Here is a 14519-nt window from a genome sequence, read left to right on the forward strand (position 1 = left end):
TGCGCCGCCGCATCCCACCGTCCGTTCGGGTTGTAAGTTATAAATAACACAACTTGAGATTGCATAAGGCTCGGCGTTGTACTAGGCTGTTCTTCCCGAACATGACCGAGGAAAGGGCGACGAGATGAAAGTCCTGCTGGTAGCGCCTCCGATCATGGACGACCTGTTCTGGGACAAGCCGCAGGCCATCGCGATGGACGCGGTGCGGGAGTGCCCGCCCTACGGGGTCTATCTGCTGCAGGCGGTGCTGCGCCAGGCCCAGCACGAGGCGATCGTCGCCGACCTGATCGCCGACGGTTCCGACCAGATCGAGCCCTACCTCAAGGATCTGCAGGATTGCGGGCTGGTCGGCATCGCCGCGACCTCGATGTCGTGGCCGACCGCGGTGTCGGTGATCATCCAGCTCCGCAAGCTGCGCCCGGACGTGCCGATCGTGCTCGGCGGCATCCATCCGACGATGTTCGATTACTACATTCTCAACACCTACCAGGTCGACTACATCGTGCGCGGCGAGGGCGAGATCGCCATCCAGGCGCTGTGCGCGGCGCTGGAGCGCGGCGACGGCGTCGAGAACGTGCCCAATCTGTCGTGGCGCGACCGCTCCGGCCAGGTGGTGCGCAACCCGATCGGCCCCAAGCTCAGCAAGACCGCGCTCGGCGATTTCCCGCTGCCGGACTTCAGCAGCTTGCCGATGAAACTCTACAAGGGGCTGTCGATCGAATCCTCGCGCGGCTGCGCGTTCGACTGCTCGTTCTGCAGCACCTCGTACCGCAAGACCTGGCGGGGCATGCCGGCCGAGGTGTTCGTCGATCGGTTGCAGCAGATGATGCCGCAGGCCGAGCGCACCCAGCTCGACATGATCCATGTGATCGACGACGAGTTCACCATGAACCCGAAGCGCACCCTGGAGATCACCGAGATCTTCCGCAAGCGCAGCCTGACGCCGACCCTGGTGTTCGATTCCCGCGCCACCGATCTGCTCCATGAAGGACTGATCGCTTCGATCGCCCCCTACACCGGACAGTTTCTGGTCGGCGCCGAATGCGGCTACGACGAGGGGCTGTTGAAGATCGGCAAGGGCACCACCACGCAGATCCTCGAAGATGCCGCGCGCATGCTGCACAAACACGGCCTGTCCGGCCAAGCGGACTTTTCCTTCGTGATCGGCCTGCCGTGGGAGACCGCCAAGGAAGTGCGCCAGACCTGCGCCTTCGCGGCGCATCTGTTCGCCACCTACGGCGTGCGCATCCTCTTGCAATGGTATTGCCAGATCCCGGGCTCGCGGCTGTGGGAAGCCGATCGCGACGCCGGGCTGGTCAACGAGGCGATGTACAACAATTACGGTTTCTTCCGCGACCTCTATCTGTTCCGCGCCGGCGTCAAGCTGTCGCCGAAGGAGATCTGGCAGATCTCCGGGCTGGTCACCTCGCTGCAGACCATGTCGCGACTGCAATATCCGGATCGCACCATGGTGGAGTACGGCCATCCCGAGCCGATCGCGCTGTTCTACCCGGAGGAGGTGATGACCCGGCATCCGGACGGGCTGGCCAGCCTGCGCGAGGTGGCGATGCCGGAAAAGACGCTGCAGCCGATTCGTCTCGACCCGGTGTCCAGTCGAGCGATCTCGACGGAGCGGCCACTCCGCCACATCGGCGCGTGATCGTTCTGGCGAGTGCCCACGTGAGCAACCGATAGGCCCGCAAACCAAAGGAGACAGACATGGCAGCACCAGCAACCAACTCGGATAAAGAATTTTCCAAGATCGTCGGCCGGATCTTCTCGGACGAGAAGTTCGCGCAAGGGCTCGAAAGCGATCCCGAGAGCACACTCAAGGCCGCCGGCTACACGCTCGACAGCAACCAGGTGAAGGCGCTGAGCGATACCCGAACGCGCGCCGCTGCGGCTGGGCTTGGCGATGCGGCGTCGACCAACGTCAGCGATGCGTCGGTCGCGGCCTTCGTCAGCCCGGTGGTGCGGGTGTTGACCAAGGGCACCAAGCCGGTGGTGAACGTCGCCGTCTCCAGCGTCGCGGTGTCCGCGTTGGAGGCCAAGGAGCGCGAGTAGTTGCACGACAACCGCCGCGAGGCCGGGCCATGCGGAGCGCCGCACGGCGCTCCGTGTGCCGGACCATCATTCCGGTTTGACATAGACCCGTGGCTTATGGCGGACGTTGATGACATTCCCCGGCACTGGTCGTTGGCGTCGCTCGCGGCGCTGGTGGCCATCACCCTGGTTCCTCCCTGGCTGTGCATCGGGCCAGGGGGGGCGCCCTGGCATCTGGTCGCCGCCGGCGCCGTGGTGTGGTTTCTCTCGGTGGTCGCCAAGAGCCGGATCGTGCGCGCCTTGCGCAACCCGGCGCTGCCGCAGCCGGGCTCGGTGGCCGCCAACGCGGTGCTGCAGGGCTTCGTGTCGGCGGTGGAACTGGCGGCCGCAGCCGCCTATCTGGCGGCGCTGGCGGCGCTGGCGCCGTTCGAGTGGCGCGTCATCGACATGGTCGGTTTCGGCGTCGGCGCCGGCTCGGCCGAGGCCGGCTACGTGCTGTGGCTCGGCGTGCTCGGCCCGAAACCCAACGAGGACGACCTGGCGGCCTGGGTGCGCGGCGCGCGGGCGTCGTGGTGCGTGCGCTACAGCGTGCCGGTGGAGCGCTTATTCGCGCTGATCGGCCACACCGGATCGCGCGGGCTGATCGCGCTGGCGCTGTTCGGCGGCGCTCCGTGGGCGGTGCTCTGGGCGCCGGTGGCGGTGGTGCTGTTCGCGATCACCGATGGCGTCGCGGTCTATGGCCATTTGAAACAATGGGAGTGGCACGACCCGGCGATCTGCCGCCGCGCGCAATCCTTCTTCGCGCTGCTGAGTCTGGTGGAAATCAGCCTGTTCGCGCTGGCGGTCGACGCGCCGCTTTTTTGATATTTGCGAGGGACGCGGTGCTACGCGGCAGCGTCGGCGCCGCCGCGTAGCAAGCTCCGCGCCTTAGAGCAACAGCTTGAGCAGCGCCTTGCCGGCCGGCGAGGCCAGTTCCTTGGCGTCGAGCGTGCCGTCATTGTCCGGATTGGCGGCGGCGAAGCGCTTTTCCACCAGCGCCAGATATTCCGTCTTGTCGATGGTGCGGTCATTGTCGGGATTGGCGGCGGAAAAATCCGCCTTGCCGAGCCGGCCGCGCAATTCGCGGGCGTCGAGCGTGCCGTCATGATCGCCATCGAGCTTGTCGAACAGCTTGGACGCCGCGGCCTTGGCCTCGGCAAGATCGACGGTGCCGTCCTTGTCCGGATCGAGAACTTTCAGCGCCGAGGCCGAAAAAGCCGGACTGCTCGCCATCATCCCCAGCGCCAGAGACAGCAGCACCGTGCGTCGCGTCGTCATGGTTCATCCCCTTTGTCTTGGCCGGTCTTGCGCCGGCACCTGCACCACTACTTGAGATTGCACCAGTGCGGTGCACAGTTCAACACTCAAGCGCCGGTAACCCGCGAGGCCATAAACCCGCGAGGCCATTGACTTCGCCTCGCATTGGGTGAAAAGTCCATGCAGTCGCATCCAACTGGGTGCCCACACCTCAAGACCGACAGGGACCGCCGATGACCGCGCCGCAGCTCGATCTGTATTACTGGACCACGCCGAACGGCCACAAGATCACGATGTTCCTCGAAGAGGCGGCGCTGCCTTACACGATTATTCCGGTCAATATCGGCAAGGGCGATCAGTTCAAGCCGGAGTTTCTCGAGATCGCGCCGAACAACCGGATCCCGGCGCTGGTCGATCACGCGCCGAAGAGCGGCGACAAGCCGGTTTCGATCTTCGAATCCGGCGCGATCCTGTTGTATCTCGCCGAAAAGACCGGCCAGTTCCTGTCGTCGTTCCTCAACGCGCGCTACGAGGCGATCCAGTGGGTGTTCTGGCAGATGGGCGGGCTCGGCCCGATGGCCGGGCAGAACCACCACTTCAGCAACTACGCGCCGGAAAAGATCCCCTACGCCATCGACCGCTACGTCAACGAGACCAACCGGCTGTACGGCGTGCTGAACAAACGGCTGGCCGACCGCGATTTCATCGCCGGCGAGTATTCGATCGCCGACATGGCGTGCTATCCGTGGATCGTGCCGTACAAGAACCAGGGCCAGAACATCGACGATTTCCCGCATCTGAAGCGCTGGCTCACCGCGATCGAGCAGCGCCCGGCGACCCAGCGCGCCTACGCCAAGGCCAAGGAGGTCAACCCGGATTTCGGCCAGCCGACGATCCGCACCGACGAAGAGCGCAAACTGCTGTTCGGCCAGACCGCCTCGGTGGTGAAGTAATGGCGCTGCGGCTCTACGAACTGGTCGGCGTCGAGGAGACCCGGCCGTTCAGCCCGTATTGCTGGCGGATCCGGATGGCGCTGGCGCATAAGGGGCTCGACGCCACCTCGATCCCGTGGCGCTTCACCGAGAAGGACGCCATTAGTCCGTACAAGTCCGAGAAGGTGCCGGTGCTGCTCGACGGCGACGCGTCGGTCGTGGATTCTTGGGCGATCGCCAACTATCTGGAAGTCGCCTATCCGGACCGGCCGTCGCTGTTCGGCGGCGAAGGCGGTCGCGCGATGGCGCGGATGCTGAACTGGTGGGGCGACATCGCGGTGATCGGCGCGATGTTTCCGCTGATCGCCGCCGACATCCACGGCCATCTGCGGCCGGTGGATCAGGACTACTTCCGCAACACCCGCGAGGCGCGGTTCGGCAAGTCACTGGAAGCGGTGGCGGCTGATCGCGACGCAAAAGTCGAGGGGTTCCGCAAGGGGCTCGATCCGCTGCGGCTGACGCTGAAGTCTCAGCCGTTCGTCGGCGGCGCGGCGCCGAACTACGCCGACTACATCATGTTCGGCGGCTTCCAATGGGCGCGGGTGACCAGCGCCTTCGCGCTGCTGAAGCCGGAAGACCCGGTCTATGCCTGGCGCGAGAAGATGCTCGACGCCTTCGACGGAATGGCGCGGAAATCCGAAGGTTATCCGGTGTAGGGCGGTTGTGCTGATCGGCTGCGGTTAGTTCATAGCGCAGCCGTCATTCCGGGGCGCGAGGCCGAAAGGCCGAGCGAACCCGGAATCCAGTATTCCAGGGCGGTGAGTACTGGATCCCGGGTTCACTCGCAGCTCACGCTGCTCGTGCCCCGGGATGACAGCCTATTTGTGGGGGAGCGCTTCGGCTCGCCCCAAAGCGCCGCAGCCCTCATGGTCACCGGCTCACAGCCCCGCGCGCTCGCGCAGCAGCGCCAGCACCGCGTTGAGGTCGGGCAGCACCGCGGCGCATTGGCCGCGGGTGGCGTCGTTCGGCTGCAGCAGATCCGGCACCATCAGCGCGATGGCGCCGGCCGCCGCCGCCGCGGCGATGCCGACGCTGGAATCCTCCACCGCGACGCAGGCCCGCGGCGCCACGCCAAGCCGCTCGGCCGCCAAGAGATAGAGATCGGGGCTCGGCTTGCCGCGCGCGACGTCGTCGCGGGTGACGATCAGTTCGAACCGCGCGCGGATGCCGCCGAGCGTGAGGTGGGCGTCGGCGGTGCGTTGCGACGACGAGGTCACCACCGCCATCGGCCAACGGGCCAAGCGCAGCGCGTCCAGCAATGCGACCGCGCCGGGCTTCAGCGGCAGGCCGTCGGCCAGCATGGCGTCGCGCTTCTCCGCGAAGGCGCGGTTGATCTTCGGCAGCGGAAAATCGGCGCCGTAATGATCGACCAGCAGCTGCTGGCATTCCGGACCCGGCAGTCCGATCATGCTGAGGCAGACGGCGCTGGCATCCGGATAGCCGAAGCCGTCGAGCACCTCGGTGAGGCTCGTGATGTACACCCGCTCGGTGTCGACCAGCGTGCCGTCCATGTCGAGCAGCACCGCCTCGACTTGCCATTGCTCGGTCACGTCGGCGGTCTTCCGTGTGCGGATGCTTAGTGGACCGCGGGGGCGGCGGCCTTGCGAAGGCAGTCGCGGCACAGGCAATCGCCGTCGCTGCTTTGCTCCGGCATCGGCAGCTTGGCGGATTCGTCGGCACACCAGCAGTCGCTGGAGAGATTGCAGCCGAACTCCGCGCCGCAACAGGAACACACCAGGCGGCGCGCCGCCGGCGCCGGGATTGCAGAGCGTTTTGTCATGAAGGTGATCGCACTCTCGCCGCTTTCATGTCGGGTTCATCGCAGGGCCGAGTATAATCGCTCGCAACGGTTGCGTCGCTTATCATTTCCGCCCGAATGCTCCGCGACGGCGAAAGGCGACGTGCAGGAACTATCGGTGGCGGGCTTGGTGGCGTAGTCGCGTTGATATTGAGCGATGACTCGCAAGATCCGCGGCGCGCTCCCTCGCCCCGCTTGCGGGGAGAGGGGTGGGGTGAGGGGGCGTGGCCTTCGATCATAAGCTTATGATGTGCCGAGACGCCCCGTCACCCGACCCGGCTCACCCGGCCCGGCTTCGCTGCGCTACGCCAGGTCGACCTCTCCCCGCAAGCGGGGAGAGGTGAAGTGTTCCGCCTGCCTACCTCAGCGAGACCGCCAGCCCGCTCAAATCGGCGTTGACCATCAACCCGGTCTGCTGGCCGCTGAGTTCCAGTACCGCGCCCTTCTCATTGGTCAGCACGATGCCGCGGACGCCGCGGCCGATCGCGGCGCCGGCGCCGCCCGCGCCATAGACGCCCGCGACGTCGGACGGCCGGGTGATGTGGCTGACCCGGCCGGCCAGATAGGTCTGCGAGGCGCCGAACACCAGCCCGGCGCTCAGCCCGCCGATCGACAGCGGATATTTGCGGCCGCGAAACGTCAGCGTGCCGCTGCCGCCGGAGGCGCCGATGAACCAGCCGCCTTTCAGCACCGAGATGCGAATGGTGCCGCTATCGGCCTTTGCGGGAGCCGTGGCGCTGAGGCCGGCGAGCGCCAGCGCGGCGACCAGCGCGGTGCGAATGCGAAACGAGGACATGGGTATTTCCTTTGGCGATGTGCGAATCTGCGGGCCAGTGTCCAGCAAATCGCGGGCTGGGTCCATGGGCATGGCTATTTCGGCCGCGACAAAGGCCGCCGCGCGCTGTGGCGCACGCCGTGAATCACGATCTCGGCGTCGCCGGCGCGATAATAGATCTGGTAAGGGTAAGGATAGGCGACCACCCGCCGCAGCCCGGCTTTGTTGGTCAATCGCCCGGCTTGCGGATACTGCCGCAACAGCGCAATGACCGCGAACAGCCGCTGTTTGATATGCTGGGCGCCTTGCGGCGATTGCCGCTCGATCGACGAGAGCACTTCATCGAGCTCGGCGGCGGCGCGGATGGTGAAGCGTAGCTTCACAGCCCATGCTTCGCCCAAATCGCGCGCAGCTGTTCGTCGGTGGCGAATTCGCCGCGCTCAGCCTGCGCGAGTGATTCATCGAACGAGGCGGTCTCCTCGGCGCTCATCTCGAGCGGTGGCTGGTCGACGCCAGCGAACTGCAACAACAGTCGCGCCAAGGCGTCCTGCGTCTCCGCGGGCAGATCGCGCAAGGATGCCACGGCCTGTTCGAGCGAAATCGTCATCCTGCGAGACTAGCAGTTTGGGGCCGGCCCAGAAAGAAGAATTCCCGGTGCGATTTCGCTCGTCACGCCGGCTACGCGACGATCTCGATGGAGAGTGTCCTCACTTCCCCAGCGTGATCTTGTCGATTTCGGCGAATTCCTCCGCGCTCAGCGTCCAATTCAACGCGGCGATGTTCTGTTCGACCTGCTCGGGCGTCGAGGCGCCGGCGATTACGCTTGCGACCTGCGGGCGGCCGGCCAGCCAGCTGAACGCCAATTCCAGCATGGTATGGCCGCGGGCCTGCGCGAACGCCTGCAAGGCCTCGACGATGTCGAGATTTTTCGGCGTCAGATAGCGCTCTCGCATATACGGCGTCTTGCCGAACCGCGTGTCGGCCGGTACCGCGGCGCCGCGCTGATACTTTCCGGTGAGCATGCCGCCGGCCAGCGGGAAGAACGGCAGCAGCCCGAGATTGTAGGCCTGCGCCGCCGGCAGCACGTCCTTTTCGATGTCGCGCACCAGCAGGCTGTATTCGTCCTGCGCCGAGACGAAACGGTTGCCGCCGAGCGCGCGGCCGACATACTCGGCTTCCGCAATCCGCCAGGCCGGGAAGTTGGAATGGCCGATGTAGCGCACCTTGCCGGCGCGGATCAGGTCCTCCAGCGCGCGCAGGGTCTCGTCGATCGGGGTCAGCGGATCGAAATCGTGCTGCTGATAGAGATCGATGTAGTCGGTCTTCAGCCGGGTCAGGCTGGCTTCGACCGCGGCGATGATGTAGCGCCGCGAGGCGCCCTGCTTGGCGCCGTCGTCGCTCATCGGCTTGGCGAATTTGGTCGCCAGCACGATCTCCTTGCGGCGGGTGCCGAGCACGGTGCCGAGCACGGTCTCCGAGCCGCCGCGGTTGGCGTAGATATCCGCGGTGTCGAACAGCGTGACGCCGAGATCGATCGCCTTGTGGATCACCTTGCGCGCGGTGTCGAGATCGGTGCGCTGGCCGAAATTGTTGCAGCCGAGCCCGACCGCGGAGACCCGCAGGCCGCAGCCGCCGAGATTGCGAAATTCCATGAATTGATCCTGTCGAACGCCCCGCGCGCATTGTGGCGTGCGCGCCGGGCGACGGCAAGGGAGGCGACCGCCTGCAGGACCGCGCCACGACAGCGGGCGGCTGCGCGCAGCGGCTCAGGCCGGCTGCGGCCAGGGCAGCGGCAGCTTCTCGGTGGCAGGCGCCGGCAGCGCGGGGGGGGCCGCGCGCAGTGCCGCGCCGGTCATCCGCCGCACCTCGGCTTCGGCGCGGCGCGCGATTTCCTTGCGGTCGGCGGACAGATCGTGCGCGACGGCGTCGCCCCAACTCACTGTGACGTCGATCGCGCCGGCCGACAGCACGCCCATCAGATGCGGCATCAGGTCGGCGTCGCCGTACCAGGCGACGCGCTCGCGCAGCGCGCGGCCGACCGGCAATCCGGCGAAGCGCACATAGGCCAGCGACAGCGGCTGCACGGTGATGGCGCTGTGCTTGGTGGATTGGCCGAGCGCGTGATGCACCGCGCCGATCAAGGCCGAGCGGAACGGCAGGATGCGGACGCCGTCGCTCGAGGTGCCCTCGGCGAACAGCACCACGGCGTCGCCGCCGGCGAGCCGGTCGCCGATTTCCTGGGTGGCGGCGCCGGTGCGATGACGCGCCTTGCGGTCGATGAACACGGTGCGCTGCAGCCGCGACAGCCAGCCGAACACCGGCCAGCGCGCGACTTCGCTCTTGGAGACGAACACCACCGGACCGAGCGCGCCGATCACGCAGATGTCGAGCCAGGAGACGTGATTGGAGAGAATCAGCGCCGGGGCGTCAGCGCTGCGCTGCCCGACCTGGCGGATGCGCACGCCGATCAGCCGGCACAGCGCGCGGTGAAACAGCTGCGGGATGGTCCGCTGCAGCCGCCAATCGAACGCCATCGCCAACAGCTGGAACGGCAGCAGAATGAGGGTGAGGGTGACGAGTGCGGCGAGCACGAGGACAAAACGGATCATGGCAATGTTCTTTTCCCGCGGCGGCCACAAGGCGCCAGGCGGAGCAGGGGCTGCACAGATCGACCGAGGCAAATCACCGAGCCGGACGATGCGGCAGCGAGAGGCTGATCAAAAAGGTGCGGTCCCAGGCAGGCGCGGCGACTGACGGGGACCGCGTTGGGAGCGATGATCGGCGACGGGGGTTGTCGATCACCGCATCGGAAGGCTAGCTGGGCATTGTTACGCGGTAATGACGTCGGAGTTGTCCACAGCAGGTCCGTTTGCTGCGTGGCCAAGGCCGTTTCGCCATGCCGGAACTTGCCGATGCCTGTCTCGTTAGCTCCCTTTTTTGGAAGGAATTCCATGCCGGTCTCGCCCTATTTGTTGCCGATCCTGATGCTGCTCGCGTCCAACGTGTTCATGACCTTCGCGTGGTACGGCCATCTCAAATACAAGAGCAGCGCGCTGGCGCTGGTGGTGATGGTCAGCTGGGGCATCGCGTTCTTCGAGTATTGGCTGGCGGTGCCGGCGAATCGCTGGGGCAGCGAGGTGTATTCGGCGGCGCAGCTGAAGACCATGCAGGAGGTGATCACGCTGGTGGTGTTCGCCGGCTTCTCGATTTTTTATCTGAAGGAGCCGCTGGGCTGGAATCACGCGGTCGGCTTCGCCTTCATCGCGGCGGGCGCGTTCTTCATCTTTCACAAGTGGTCGTGAGGCGGGCGTGGCAGCCAGCGTGCCCCGGACGATTCGCGACGCGCCGCGCATGCGGCGTGGCGCGAAGCGAGCCGGGGCCGTAGCGGTGCATGGCATCCGTAACGGTCCCGGCTCCCGAAGCCGCGCAGCTTCGGGTCCGGGACACGAACTACTTGCCGGCCGGCGCGACTCGCAGGATGCGGCCGGCGGCGTTGTCGGTGAGCAGATAGAGCGCGCCGTCGGGGCCCTGGCGGACCTCGCGAATGCGTTCGCCGAGTTCCTTCAACAACCGCTCTTCGCCGCTGACCTTGTCGCCGTCGAGCGACAGCCGCACCAGCGCCTGGCCGGCGAGCGCGCCGGTGAACAGGCTGCCCTTCCACGCCGGAAACAGCGCGCCGCTGTAGAACGCCATGCCGGAAGGCGCGATCGACGGCACCCAGTATTTGATCGGCTGCTGCATGCCGTCTTTGGCGGTGGCCTCGTGGATCTTGCTGCCGCTGTAGTCGATGCCGAAGCCGATCACCGGCCAGCCGTAATTGTTGGCTTTGCCGATGATATTGACTTCATCGCCGCCGCGCGGGCCGTGCTCGATTTCCCACAAGTCGCCGGACGCCGGATTGAAGGCGAGGCCCTGCGGGTTGCGATGGCCGTAGCTCCAGATCTCCGCTCTGGCGTCGCCGCGGCCGAGAAACGGATTGTCGCTGGCTGCCGCGCCGTCGGGGGTGATGTGGATCAGCTTGCCGAGATGGTTGCCGAGGTTCTGCGCCTCGTTGGGCGTGAAGGAATGCTCGCCGAGGGTGACGAACAGATTGCCGTCCGGCGCCTGGGCGATCCGGCAGCCATAGTGAAGACCCTTCGACAGCGGGCCGTCCTGGCGGAAGATGATCTTGACGTCATCGAGCCGCGGCGGGCCGGTCTCGTCGAGCTTGGCGCGCGCCACCGCGGTGCGGCCGCCATTGCCGGCGCGTTCGGCGAAACAGAAGTACAGCGTGGCGTTATCAGCAAAGGATTTGTCGAGGGCGACGTCGAGCAGCCCGCCTTGCCCCGAGGCCCAGACCTCGGGCACGCCGCGCAGCGGCGGCGAGACTTGGCCCTGCGGCGTGACGATGCGCATCCGGCCGGGCCGTTCGGTCACCAGCATGCGCTGGTCCGGCAGGAACGCCAGGCCCCACGGGTTGACCAGCCCGGAGGCCACGGTGTGCACCGTCAGCGGACCCGCGGAGGAGGCGAACGAGGTGGTCTCGCCGCGACTCGCCGTGGTGGCGATCAGGAACGAGGTGGTCAGCACGATGGCCACGGCCAGCGAGCCGGTGACCCAGACGACAGGAGCTTTCATCGCAAAGCCTCATGCGGCGATGGTCGTTCGAAAGCTGAGGCTCGCAATCCCGCGCGGCGTGGCGTCGCGCTGGGAGGGCGAGGCGAAATCAGAGTGGCTGCGCCATGGTGATGCCGGTCGACAACACGGTGATGGCCACGATCAGGCAGAGCGACAGCGAGCTGAACGCCAGCGCGGCCACGACGGCGTGGGTCAAACGCGAGGGGGAGAGCGCTCGGGGGCTTTTGAAGCCCGCCGTGCCTGGCGACCGTTGCATGGTCAGGATTCCCTAAAGACGCGGCGAATCACCGCGACAGGGGGAATTTCCCTGCATTCGCAGGCATTTTTGCGGCGGCAAAGCCCTCGAAAATGGCAGAACGAAGGCTAATTCGCCTGTTGTGCCCGCTATTTACCCATTTCCACGCAGTTTTGTCCGGTTTGCCTTCGGGCTCGCCCGGCCGCCCGATCAGGCCTCGGCGGCGATGCCCGGCGCGTCGGTGGCCATCGTCTCCGGGCGCCAGTTCATCGAGACGTAGCCCGGCGACTGCTGCACCCGCTTCAGCCAGGCGCCGATCGCCGGAAAGGCGTCGAGGTCGAAGTCGCACTGATCGGCGACGTGGGTGTAGCCGTACAGCGCGATGTCGGCGATGGTCAGCCGGCCGGCGGCGAAGTAATCGTTGCTCTTGAGGTGATTCTCCATCACCTGCAGCGCCGCGTAGCCGCGCTCCATCCAGTCTTCCAGCGCGTGGGTCTGCAGGTCGCGGCCGCCCTTGACCAGCGACAGCCAGAAATACGCCGCGCCGATGTTGGGCTCCAGCGCGTGCTGTTCGAAGAACATCCATTGCAGCGCGTCGGCGCGATCGATCCGCGATTCCGGCGACAACGAGGTGCCGACGCTGAGATACCACAGGATGGCGTTCGACTCGGCGAGGAAGCGGCCGTCGGCGACCTCGAGCAGCGGCACCTGGCCACTTGGATTCTTGGCGAGGAAATCCGGCGTGCGGCTTTCGCCGCTGAGAATGTCGACCTCGATCGCATGGTACGGCGCGTCGAGAAACGCCAGCGCAAGGCGGACCTTGTAGCTGTTGCCGGAACGCTGCATCGAATAGAGTTTGTACATTCTGTCGCCGCTTGGTTCCGTCGCCGCCCTGTGCGTGGATTTTCGTTGTCCATCGTCACCGCGGCTAAACAATGATGCGGCGGGGGGTGGCTCGCAAGCCCCTCAATCCGGAAAAGCTCGAAATCGCCTGCCGCACTGCAACCGTCGAGCAGATTTTGCCAATCAAAGGCGATCAGAAGCGCGTCGGCTGCGGCTGAATCAGCGCAATCCCTCATCGCCCGCCGCAAGCCGAAAGCCGAAAGCGAAAGCGGCGACCGGCGGATGCCGCTGCGCGACCGCAGCCTGCGATCGCGCAGGTCATCCAACCGAGCATCGCCACCGCGCCGCGACCGAGCGGCCGCAGGCGAGCGGCCGGCGCGGGCCCGCGTCAGCCCCGCCCGCTGCGCCCGGTCAGGATTTCCCGATCGCCGAAAAAGCCATGCCGCCGCGCTACTTATTAAAAGTTGCGCAGACCCGGGCGAGCCCGTTTTAACGCTGTCGGGAGCGTAACAGCGCACGCGCCATGCATGTAACGTTCTTGCAGCGAGGCGGCGCGCCGCATAGTGTGCGCCCATCCCGTCAGATCGAGCCCGTGACAATCGCTGGTTCTCGACGCTTGCAAGGAGATCATGATGCCGTTTCTGTCCGCTGCGCTCGACCGTGTGAAGCCGTCCGCGACCATCGCGGTGACGGATAAAGCGCGTGAGCTGAAAGCGGCTGGCCGCAACGTCATCGGGCTCGGCTCGGGCGAACCGGATTTCGACACCCCAGCCAACATCAAGCTCGCCGCGATCCACGCCATCGAGGCCGGCAAGACCAAATACACCGCGGTCGACGGCATTCCCGAGTTGAAGCAGGCGATCATCGCCAAGTTCAAGCGCGAGAACGGCCTCGACTACATGCCGAACCAGGTCATCGTCGGCACCGGCGGCAAGCAGGTGCTGTACAACGCGCTGGTGGCGACGCTCAATCCCGGCGACGAGGTGATCATCCCGGCGCCGTATTGGGTGAGCTATCCGGAGATGGTGGCGCTGGCCGGCGGCGAATCGGTGCCGGTGATCTGCACCGCCGACTTCGGCTTCAAGCTGCAGCCGCAGGCGCTGGAAGCCGCGATCACCCCGAAGACCAAATGGGTGATCCTGAACTCGCCGTCGAACCCGACCGGCGCCGCCTATTCGCGCGCCGAGCTGAAAGCCCTGACCGACGTGCTGGTGAAGCACCCGCATGTCTGGGTGATGACGGACGATATGTACGAGCACCTGGTCTATGACGATTTCGTCTTCACCACGCCGGCGCAGATCGAGCCGAAGCTGTTCGACCGCACGCTGACGGTGAACGGCGTCTCCAAGGCGTACTGCATGACCGGCTGGCGGATCGGCTATGCCGGCGGCCCGTCGCAGCTGATCAAGGCGATGACCACGATCCAGTCGCAGTCGACCTCGAATCCGTCGTCGATCGCCCAATGGGCCGCGGTCGAAGCGCTGAACGGCCCGCAGGACTACATCCCGACTCACAACAAGGTGTTCAAGGAGCGCCGCGATCTGGTGGTGTCGATGCTCAATCAGGCGAACGGCATCGATTGCCCGCGGCCGGAAGGCGCGTTCTACGTCTATCCGTCCTGCGCCGGCACCATCGGCAAGACCGCGCCGTCCGGCAAAGTGATCGAGAACGACCAGGACTTCGTCACCGAACTGCTGGAGGCCGAAGGCGTTGCGGTGGTGCAGGGCTCGGCGTTCGGCCTCGGCCCGGCATTCCGGATTTCCTACGCCACCAAGACCTCTGACCTCGAAGAGGCCTGCAAGCGCATCCAACGGTTCTGCGGGAATCTCAAATAAGCCAAAGGTTGGGAATCTTTTCGCCAAAATTTGACGTGAGCGCCTTGTTTTGAACACGGCGCTTGCATCCTGTGCCCCGGCACAA

The 14519-nt window shown here is 65.9% G+C and carries 18 protein-coding genes; 7 read left to right on the forward strand and 11 right to left on the reverse strand.

The genetic code is table 11. The features are described from left to right. The first annotated feature begins 124 nt into the window (after window positions 1–124). From HNR60_RS08975 to HNR60_RS08985, 3 genes are all read left to right on the forward strand, one after another. Window positions 125–1660 carry a B12-binding domain-containing radical SAM protein gene (locus HNR60_RS08975; RefSeq protein ID WP_184256540.1) on the forward strand — a complete coding sequence of 512 codons (1536 nt, stop codon included), beginning with the start codon at window positions 125–127 and terminating at the stop codon, window positions 1658–1660. 59 nt (window positions 1661–1719) lie between these two features. Continuing rightward, complete coding sequence (locus tag HNR60_RS08980) at window positions 1720–2064, forward strand: Os1348 family NHLP clan protein (RefSeq protein WP_184256542.1); 345 nt, start codon at window positions 1720–1722, stop codon at window positions 2062–2064. Window positions 2065–2160: 96 nt separating this feature from the next. Further along, entirely contained in the window at window positions 2161–2907 is a 747-nt protein-coding gene (locus HNR60_RS08985) for a hypothetical protein (protein ID WP_184256544.1), read from the forward strand. A gap of 63 nt (window positions 2908–2970) precedes the next feature. Here HNR60_RS08985 and lanM read toward each other — a convergent pair whose 3' ends face one another. Beyond that, window positions 2971–3360, reverse strand: coding sequence for a lanmodulin LanM (gene lanM / locus HNR60_RS08990; RefSeq protein WP_184256547.1), 390 nt, complete (start codon window positions 3358–3360; stop codon window positions 2971–2973). A gap of 212 nt (window positions 3361–3572) precedes the next feature. On the opposite strand from lanM, the gene HNR60_RS08995 reads away from it, so the two are divergent. Together HNR60_RS08995 and HNR60_RS09000 are read left to right on the forward strand one after the other, a co-directional pair. Beyond that, window positions 3573–4292, forward strand: a complete 720-nt coding sequence (locus tag HNR60_RS08995; protein ID WP_184256549.1) for a glutathione S-transferase N-terminal domain-containing protein — start codon at window positions 3573–3575, stop codon at window positions 4290–4292. Continuing rightward, window positions 4292–4987 (forward strand): glutathione S-transferase family protein, encoded by a 696-nt coding sequence (locus HNR60_RS09000; RefSeq protein ID WP_184256551.1) that lies wholly within the window; start codon window positions 4292–4294, stop codon window positions 4985–4987. The genes HNR60_RS08995 and HNR60_RS09000 overlap by 1 nt, the downstream gene beginning before the upstream one ends. Before the next feature lie 222 nt (window positions 4988–5209). On the opposite strand, the gene HNR60_RS09005 is transcribed toward HNR60_RS09000, so the two are convergent. The 7 genes from HNR60_RS09005 to olsA all read right to left on the reverse strand — a co-directional run bounded on the left by HNR60_RS09005 (window position 5210) and on the right by olsA (window position 9513). Beyond that, window positions 5210–5881, reverse strand: a complete 672-nt coding sequence (locus HNR60_RS09005) for an HAD family hydrolase (RefSeq protein WP_347339328.1) — start codon at window positions 5879–5881, stop codon at window positions 5210–5212. 26 nt (window positions 5882–5907) lie between these two features. Continuing rightward, window positions 5908–6111 (reverse strand): hypothetical protein, encoded by a 204-nt coding sequence (locus HNR60_RS09010; RefSeq protein ID WP_184256553.1) that lies wholly within the window; start codon window positions 6109–6111, stop codon window positions 5908–5910. A 376-nt stretch (window positions 6112–6487) separates the two neighbouring features. Further along, entirely contained in the window at window positions 6488–6925 is a 438-nt protein-coding gene (locus tag HNR60_RS09015; protein ID WP_184256555.1) for a lipid-binding SYLF domain-containing protein, read from the reverse strand. Window positions 6926–6999: 74 nt separating this feature from the next. After that, window positions 7000–7287 (reverse strand): type II toxin-antitoxin system RelE/ParE family toxin, encoded by a 288-nt coding sequence (locus HNR60_RS09020; protein ID WP_347339329.1) that lies wholly within the window; start codon window positions 7285–7287, stop codon window positions 7000–7002. Next, window positions 7284–7511, reverse strand: a complete 228-nt coding sequence (locus tag HNR60_RS09025) for a hypothetical protein (protein WP_184256559.1) — start codon at window positions 7509–7511, stop codon at window positions 7284–7286. The genes HNR60_RS09020 and HNR60_RS09025 overlap by 4 nt, the downstream gene beginning before the upstream one ends. A gap of 100 nt (window positions 7512–7611) precedes the next feature. Next, entirely contained in the window at window positions 7612–8556 is a 945-nt protein-coding gene (locus HNR60_RS09030; protein WP_184256561.1) for an aldo/keto reductase, read from the reverse strand. Between the two features lie 114 nt (window positions 8557–8670). Beyond that, entirely contained in the window at window positions 8671–9513 is an 843-nt protein-coding gene (gene olsA, locus HNR60_RS09035; protein WP_184256563.1) for a lyso-ornithine lipid O-acyltransferase, read from the reverse strand. A gap of 342 nt (window positions 9514–9855) precedes the next feature. On the opposite strand from olsA, the gene HNR60_RS09040 reads away from it, so the two are divergent. Beyond that, window positions 9856–10206, forward strand: coding sequence for a DMT family protein (locus tag HNR60_RS09040; RefSeq protein ID WP_184256565.1), 351 nt, complete (start codon window positions 9856–9858; stop codon window positions 10204–10206). 148 nt (window positions 10207–10354) lie between these two features. On the opposite strand, the gene HNR60_RS09045 is transcribed toward HNR60_RS09040, so the two are convergent. From HNR60_RS09045 to HNR60_RS09050, 3 genes are all read right to left on the reverse strand, one after another. Then, window positions 10355–11521: a PQQ-dependent sugar dehydrogenase gene (locus HNR60_RS09045; RefSeq protein WP_184256567.1), complete on the reverse strand. Its 1167-nt coding sequence runs from the start codon at window positions 11519–11521 to the stop codon at window positions 10355–10357. Between the two features lie 88 nt (window positions 11522–11609). Beyond that, window positions 11610–11777, reverse strand: a complete 168-nt coding sequence (locus HNR60_RS23975; protein WP_210313389.1) for a hypothetical protein — start codon at window positions 11775–11777, stop codon at window positions 11610–11612. Window positions 11778–11966: 189 nt separating this feature from the next. Next, window positions 11967–12620 (reverse strand): glutathione S-transferase family protein, encoded by a 654-nt coding sequence (locus HNR60_RS09050; protein WP_184256569.1) that lies wholly within the window; start codon window positions 12618–12620, stop codon window positions 11967–11969. A 611-nt stretch (window positions 12621–13231) separates the two neighbouring features. Here HNR60_RS09050 and HNR60_RS09055 point away from each other — a divergent pair. Further along, window positions 13232–14434 carry a pyridoxal phosphate-dependent aminotransferase gene (locus tag HNR60_RS09055; protein ID WP_184256571.1) on the forward strand — a complete coding sequence of 401 codons (1203 nt, stop codon included), beginning with the start codon at window positions 13232–13234 and terminating at the stop codon, window positions 14432–14434. The last annotated feature ends 85 nt before the right edge of the window (window positions 14435–14519 follow it).

Source organism: Rhodopseudomonas rhenobacensis, assembly GCF_014203125.1.
In the GTDB taxonomy this organism is placed as follows: Bacteria; Pseudomonadota; Alphaproteobacteria; order Rhizobiales; family Xanthobacteraceae; genus Rhodopseudomonas_A; species Rhodopseudomonas_A rhenobacensis.

Excerpts from the sequence above, each read along its gene's own strand:
- HNR60_RS08985 (WP_184256544.1), top strand. The coding sequence starts at position 2,161 with ATGGCGGACGTTGATGACATTCCCCGGCACTGGTCGTTGGCGTCGCTC.
- lanM (WP_184256547.1), bottom strand. The coding sequence starts at position 3,360 with ATGACGACGCGACGCACGGTGCTGCTGTCTCTGGCGCTGGGGATGATG.
- HNR60_RS09055 (WP_184256571.1), top strand. The coding sequence starts at position 13,232 with ATGCCGTTTCTGTCCGCTGCGCTCGACCGTGTGAAGCCGTCCGCGACC.
- HNR60_RS08980 (WP_184256542.1), top strand. The coding sequence starts at position 1,720 with ATGGCAGCACCAGCAACCAACTCGGATAAAGAATTTTCCAAGATCGTC.
- HNR60_RS09050 (WP_184256569.1), bottom strand. The coding sequence starts at position 12,620 with ATGTACAAACTCTATTCGATGCAGCGTTCCGGCAACAGCTACAAGGTC.
- HNR60_RS08995 (WP_184256549.1), top strand. The coding sequence starts at position 3,573 with ATGACCGCGCCGCAGCTCGATCTGTATTACTGGACCACGCCGAACGGC.
- HNR60_RS09045 (WP_184256567.1), bottom strand. The coding sequence starts at position 11,521 with ATGAAAGCTCCTGTCGTCTGGGTCACCGGCTCGCTGGCCGTGGCCATC.
- HNR60_RS09010 (WP_184256553.1), bottom strand. The coding sequence starts at position 6,111 with ATGACAAAACGCTCTGCAATCCCGGCGCCGGCGGCGCGCCGCCTGGTG.
- HNR60_RS09000 (WP_184256551.1), top strand. The coding sequence starts at position 4,292 with ATGGCGCTGCGGCTCTACGAACTGGTCGGCGTCGAGGAGACCCGGCCG.
- HNR60_RS09030 (WP_184256561.1), bottom strand. The coding sequence starts at position 8,556 with ATGGAATTTCGCAATCTCGGCGGCTGCGGCCTGCGGGTCTCCGCGGTC.
- HNR60_RS08975 (WP_184256540.1), top strand. The coding sequence starts at position 125 with ATGAAAGTCCTGCTGGTAGCGCCTCCGATCATGGACGACCTGTTCTGG.
- olsA (WP_184256563.1), bottom strand. The coding sequence starts at position 9,513 with ATGATCCGTTTTGTCCTCGTGCTCGCCGCACTCGTCACCCTCACCCTC.
- HNR60_RS23975 (WP_210313389.1), bottom strand. The coding sequence starts at position 11,777 with ATGCAACGGTCGCCAGGCACGGCGGGCTTCAAAAGCCCCCGAGCGCTC.
- HNR60_RS09040 (WP_184256565.1), top strand. The coding sequence starts at position 9,856 with ATGCCGGTCTCGCCCTATTTGTTGCCGATCCTGATGCTGCTCGCGTCC.
- HNR60_RS09015 (WP_184256555.1), bottom strand. The coding sequence starts at position 6,925 with ATGTCCTCGTTTCGCATTCGCACCGCGCTGGTCGCCGCGCTGGCGCTC.
- HNR60_RS09025 (WP_184256559.1), bottom strand. The coding sequence starts at position 7,511 with ATGACGATTTCGCTCGAACAGGCCGTGGCATCCTTGCGCGATCTGCCC.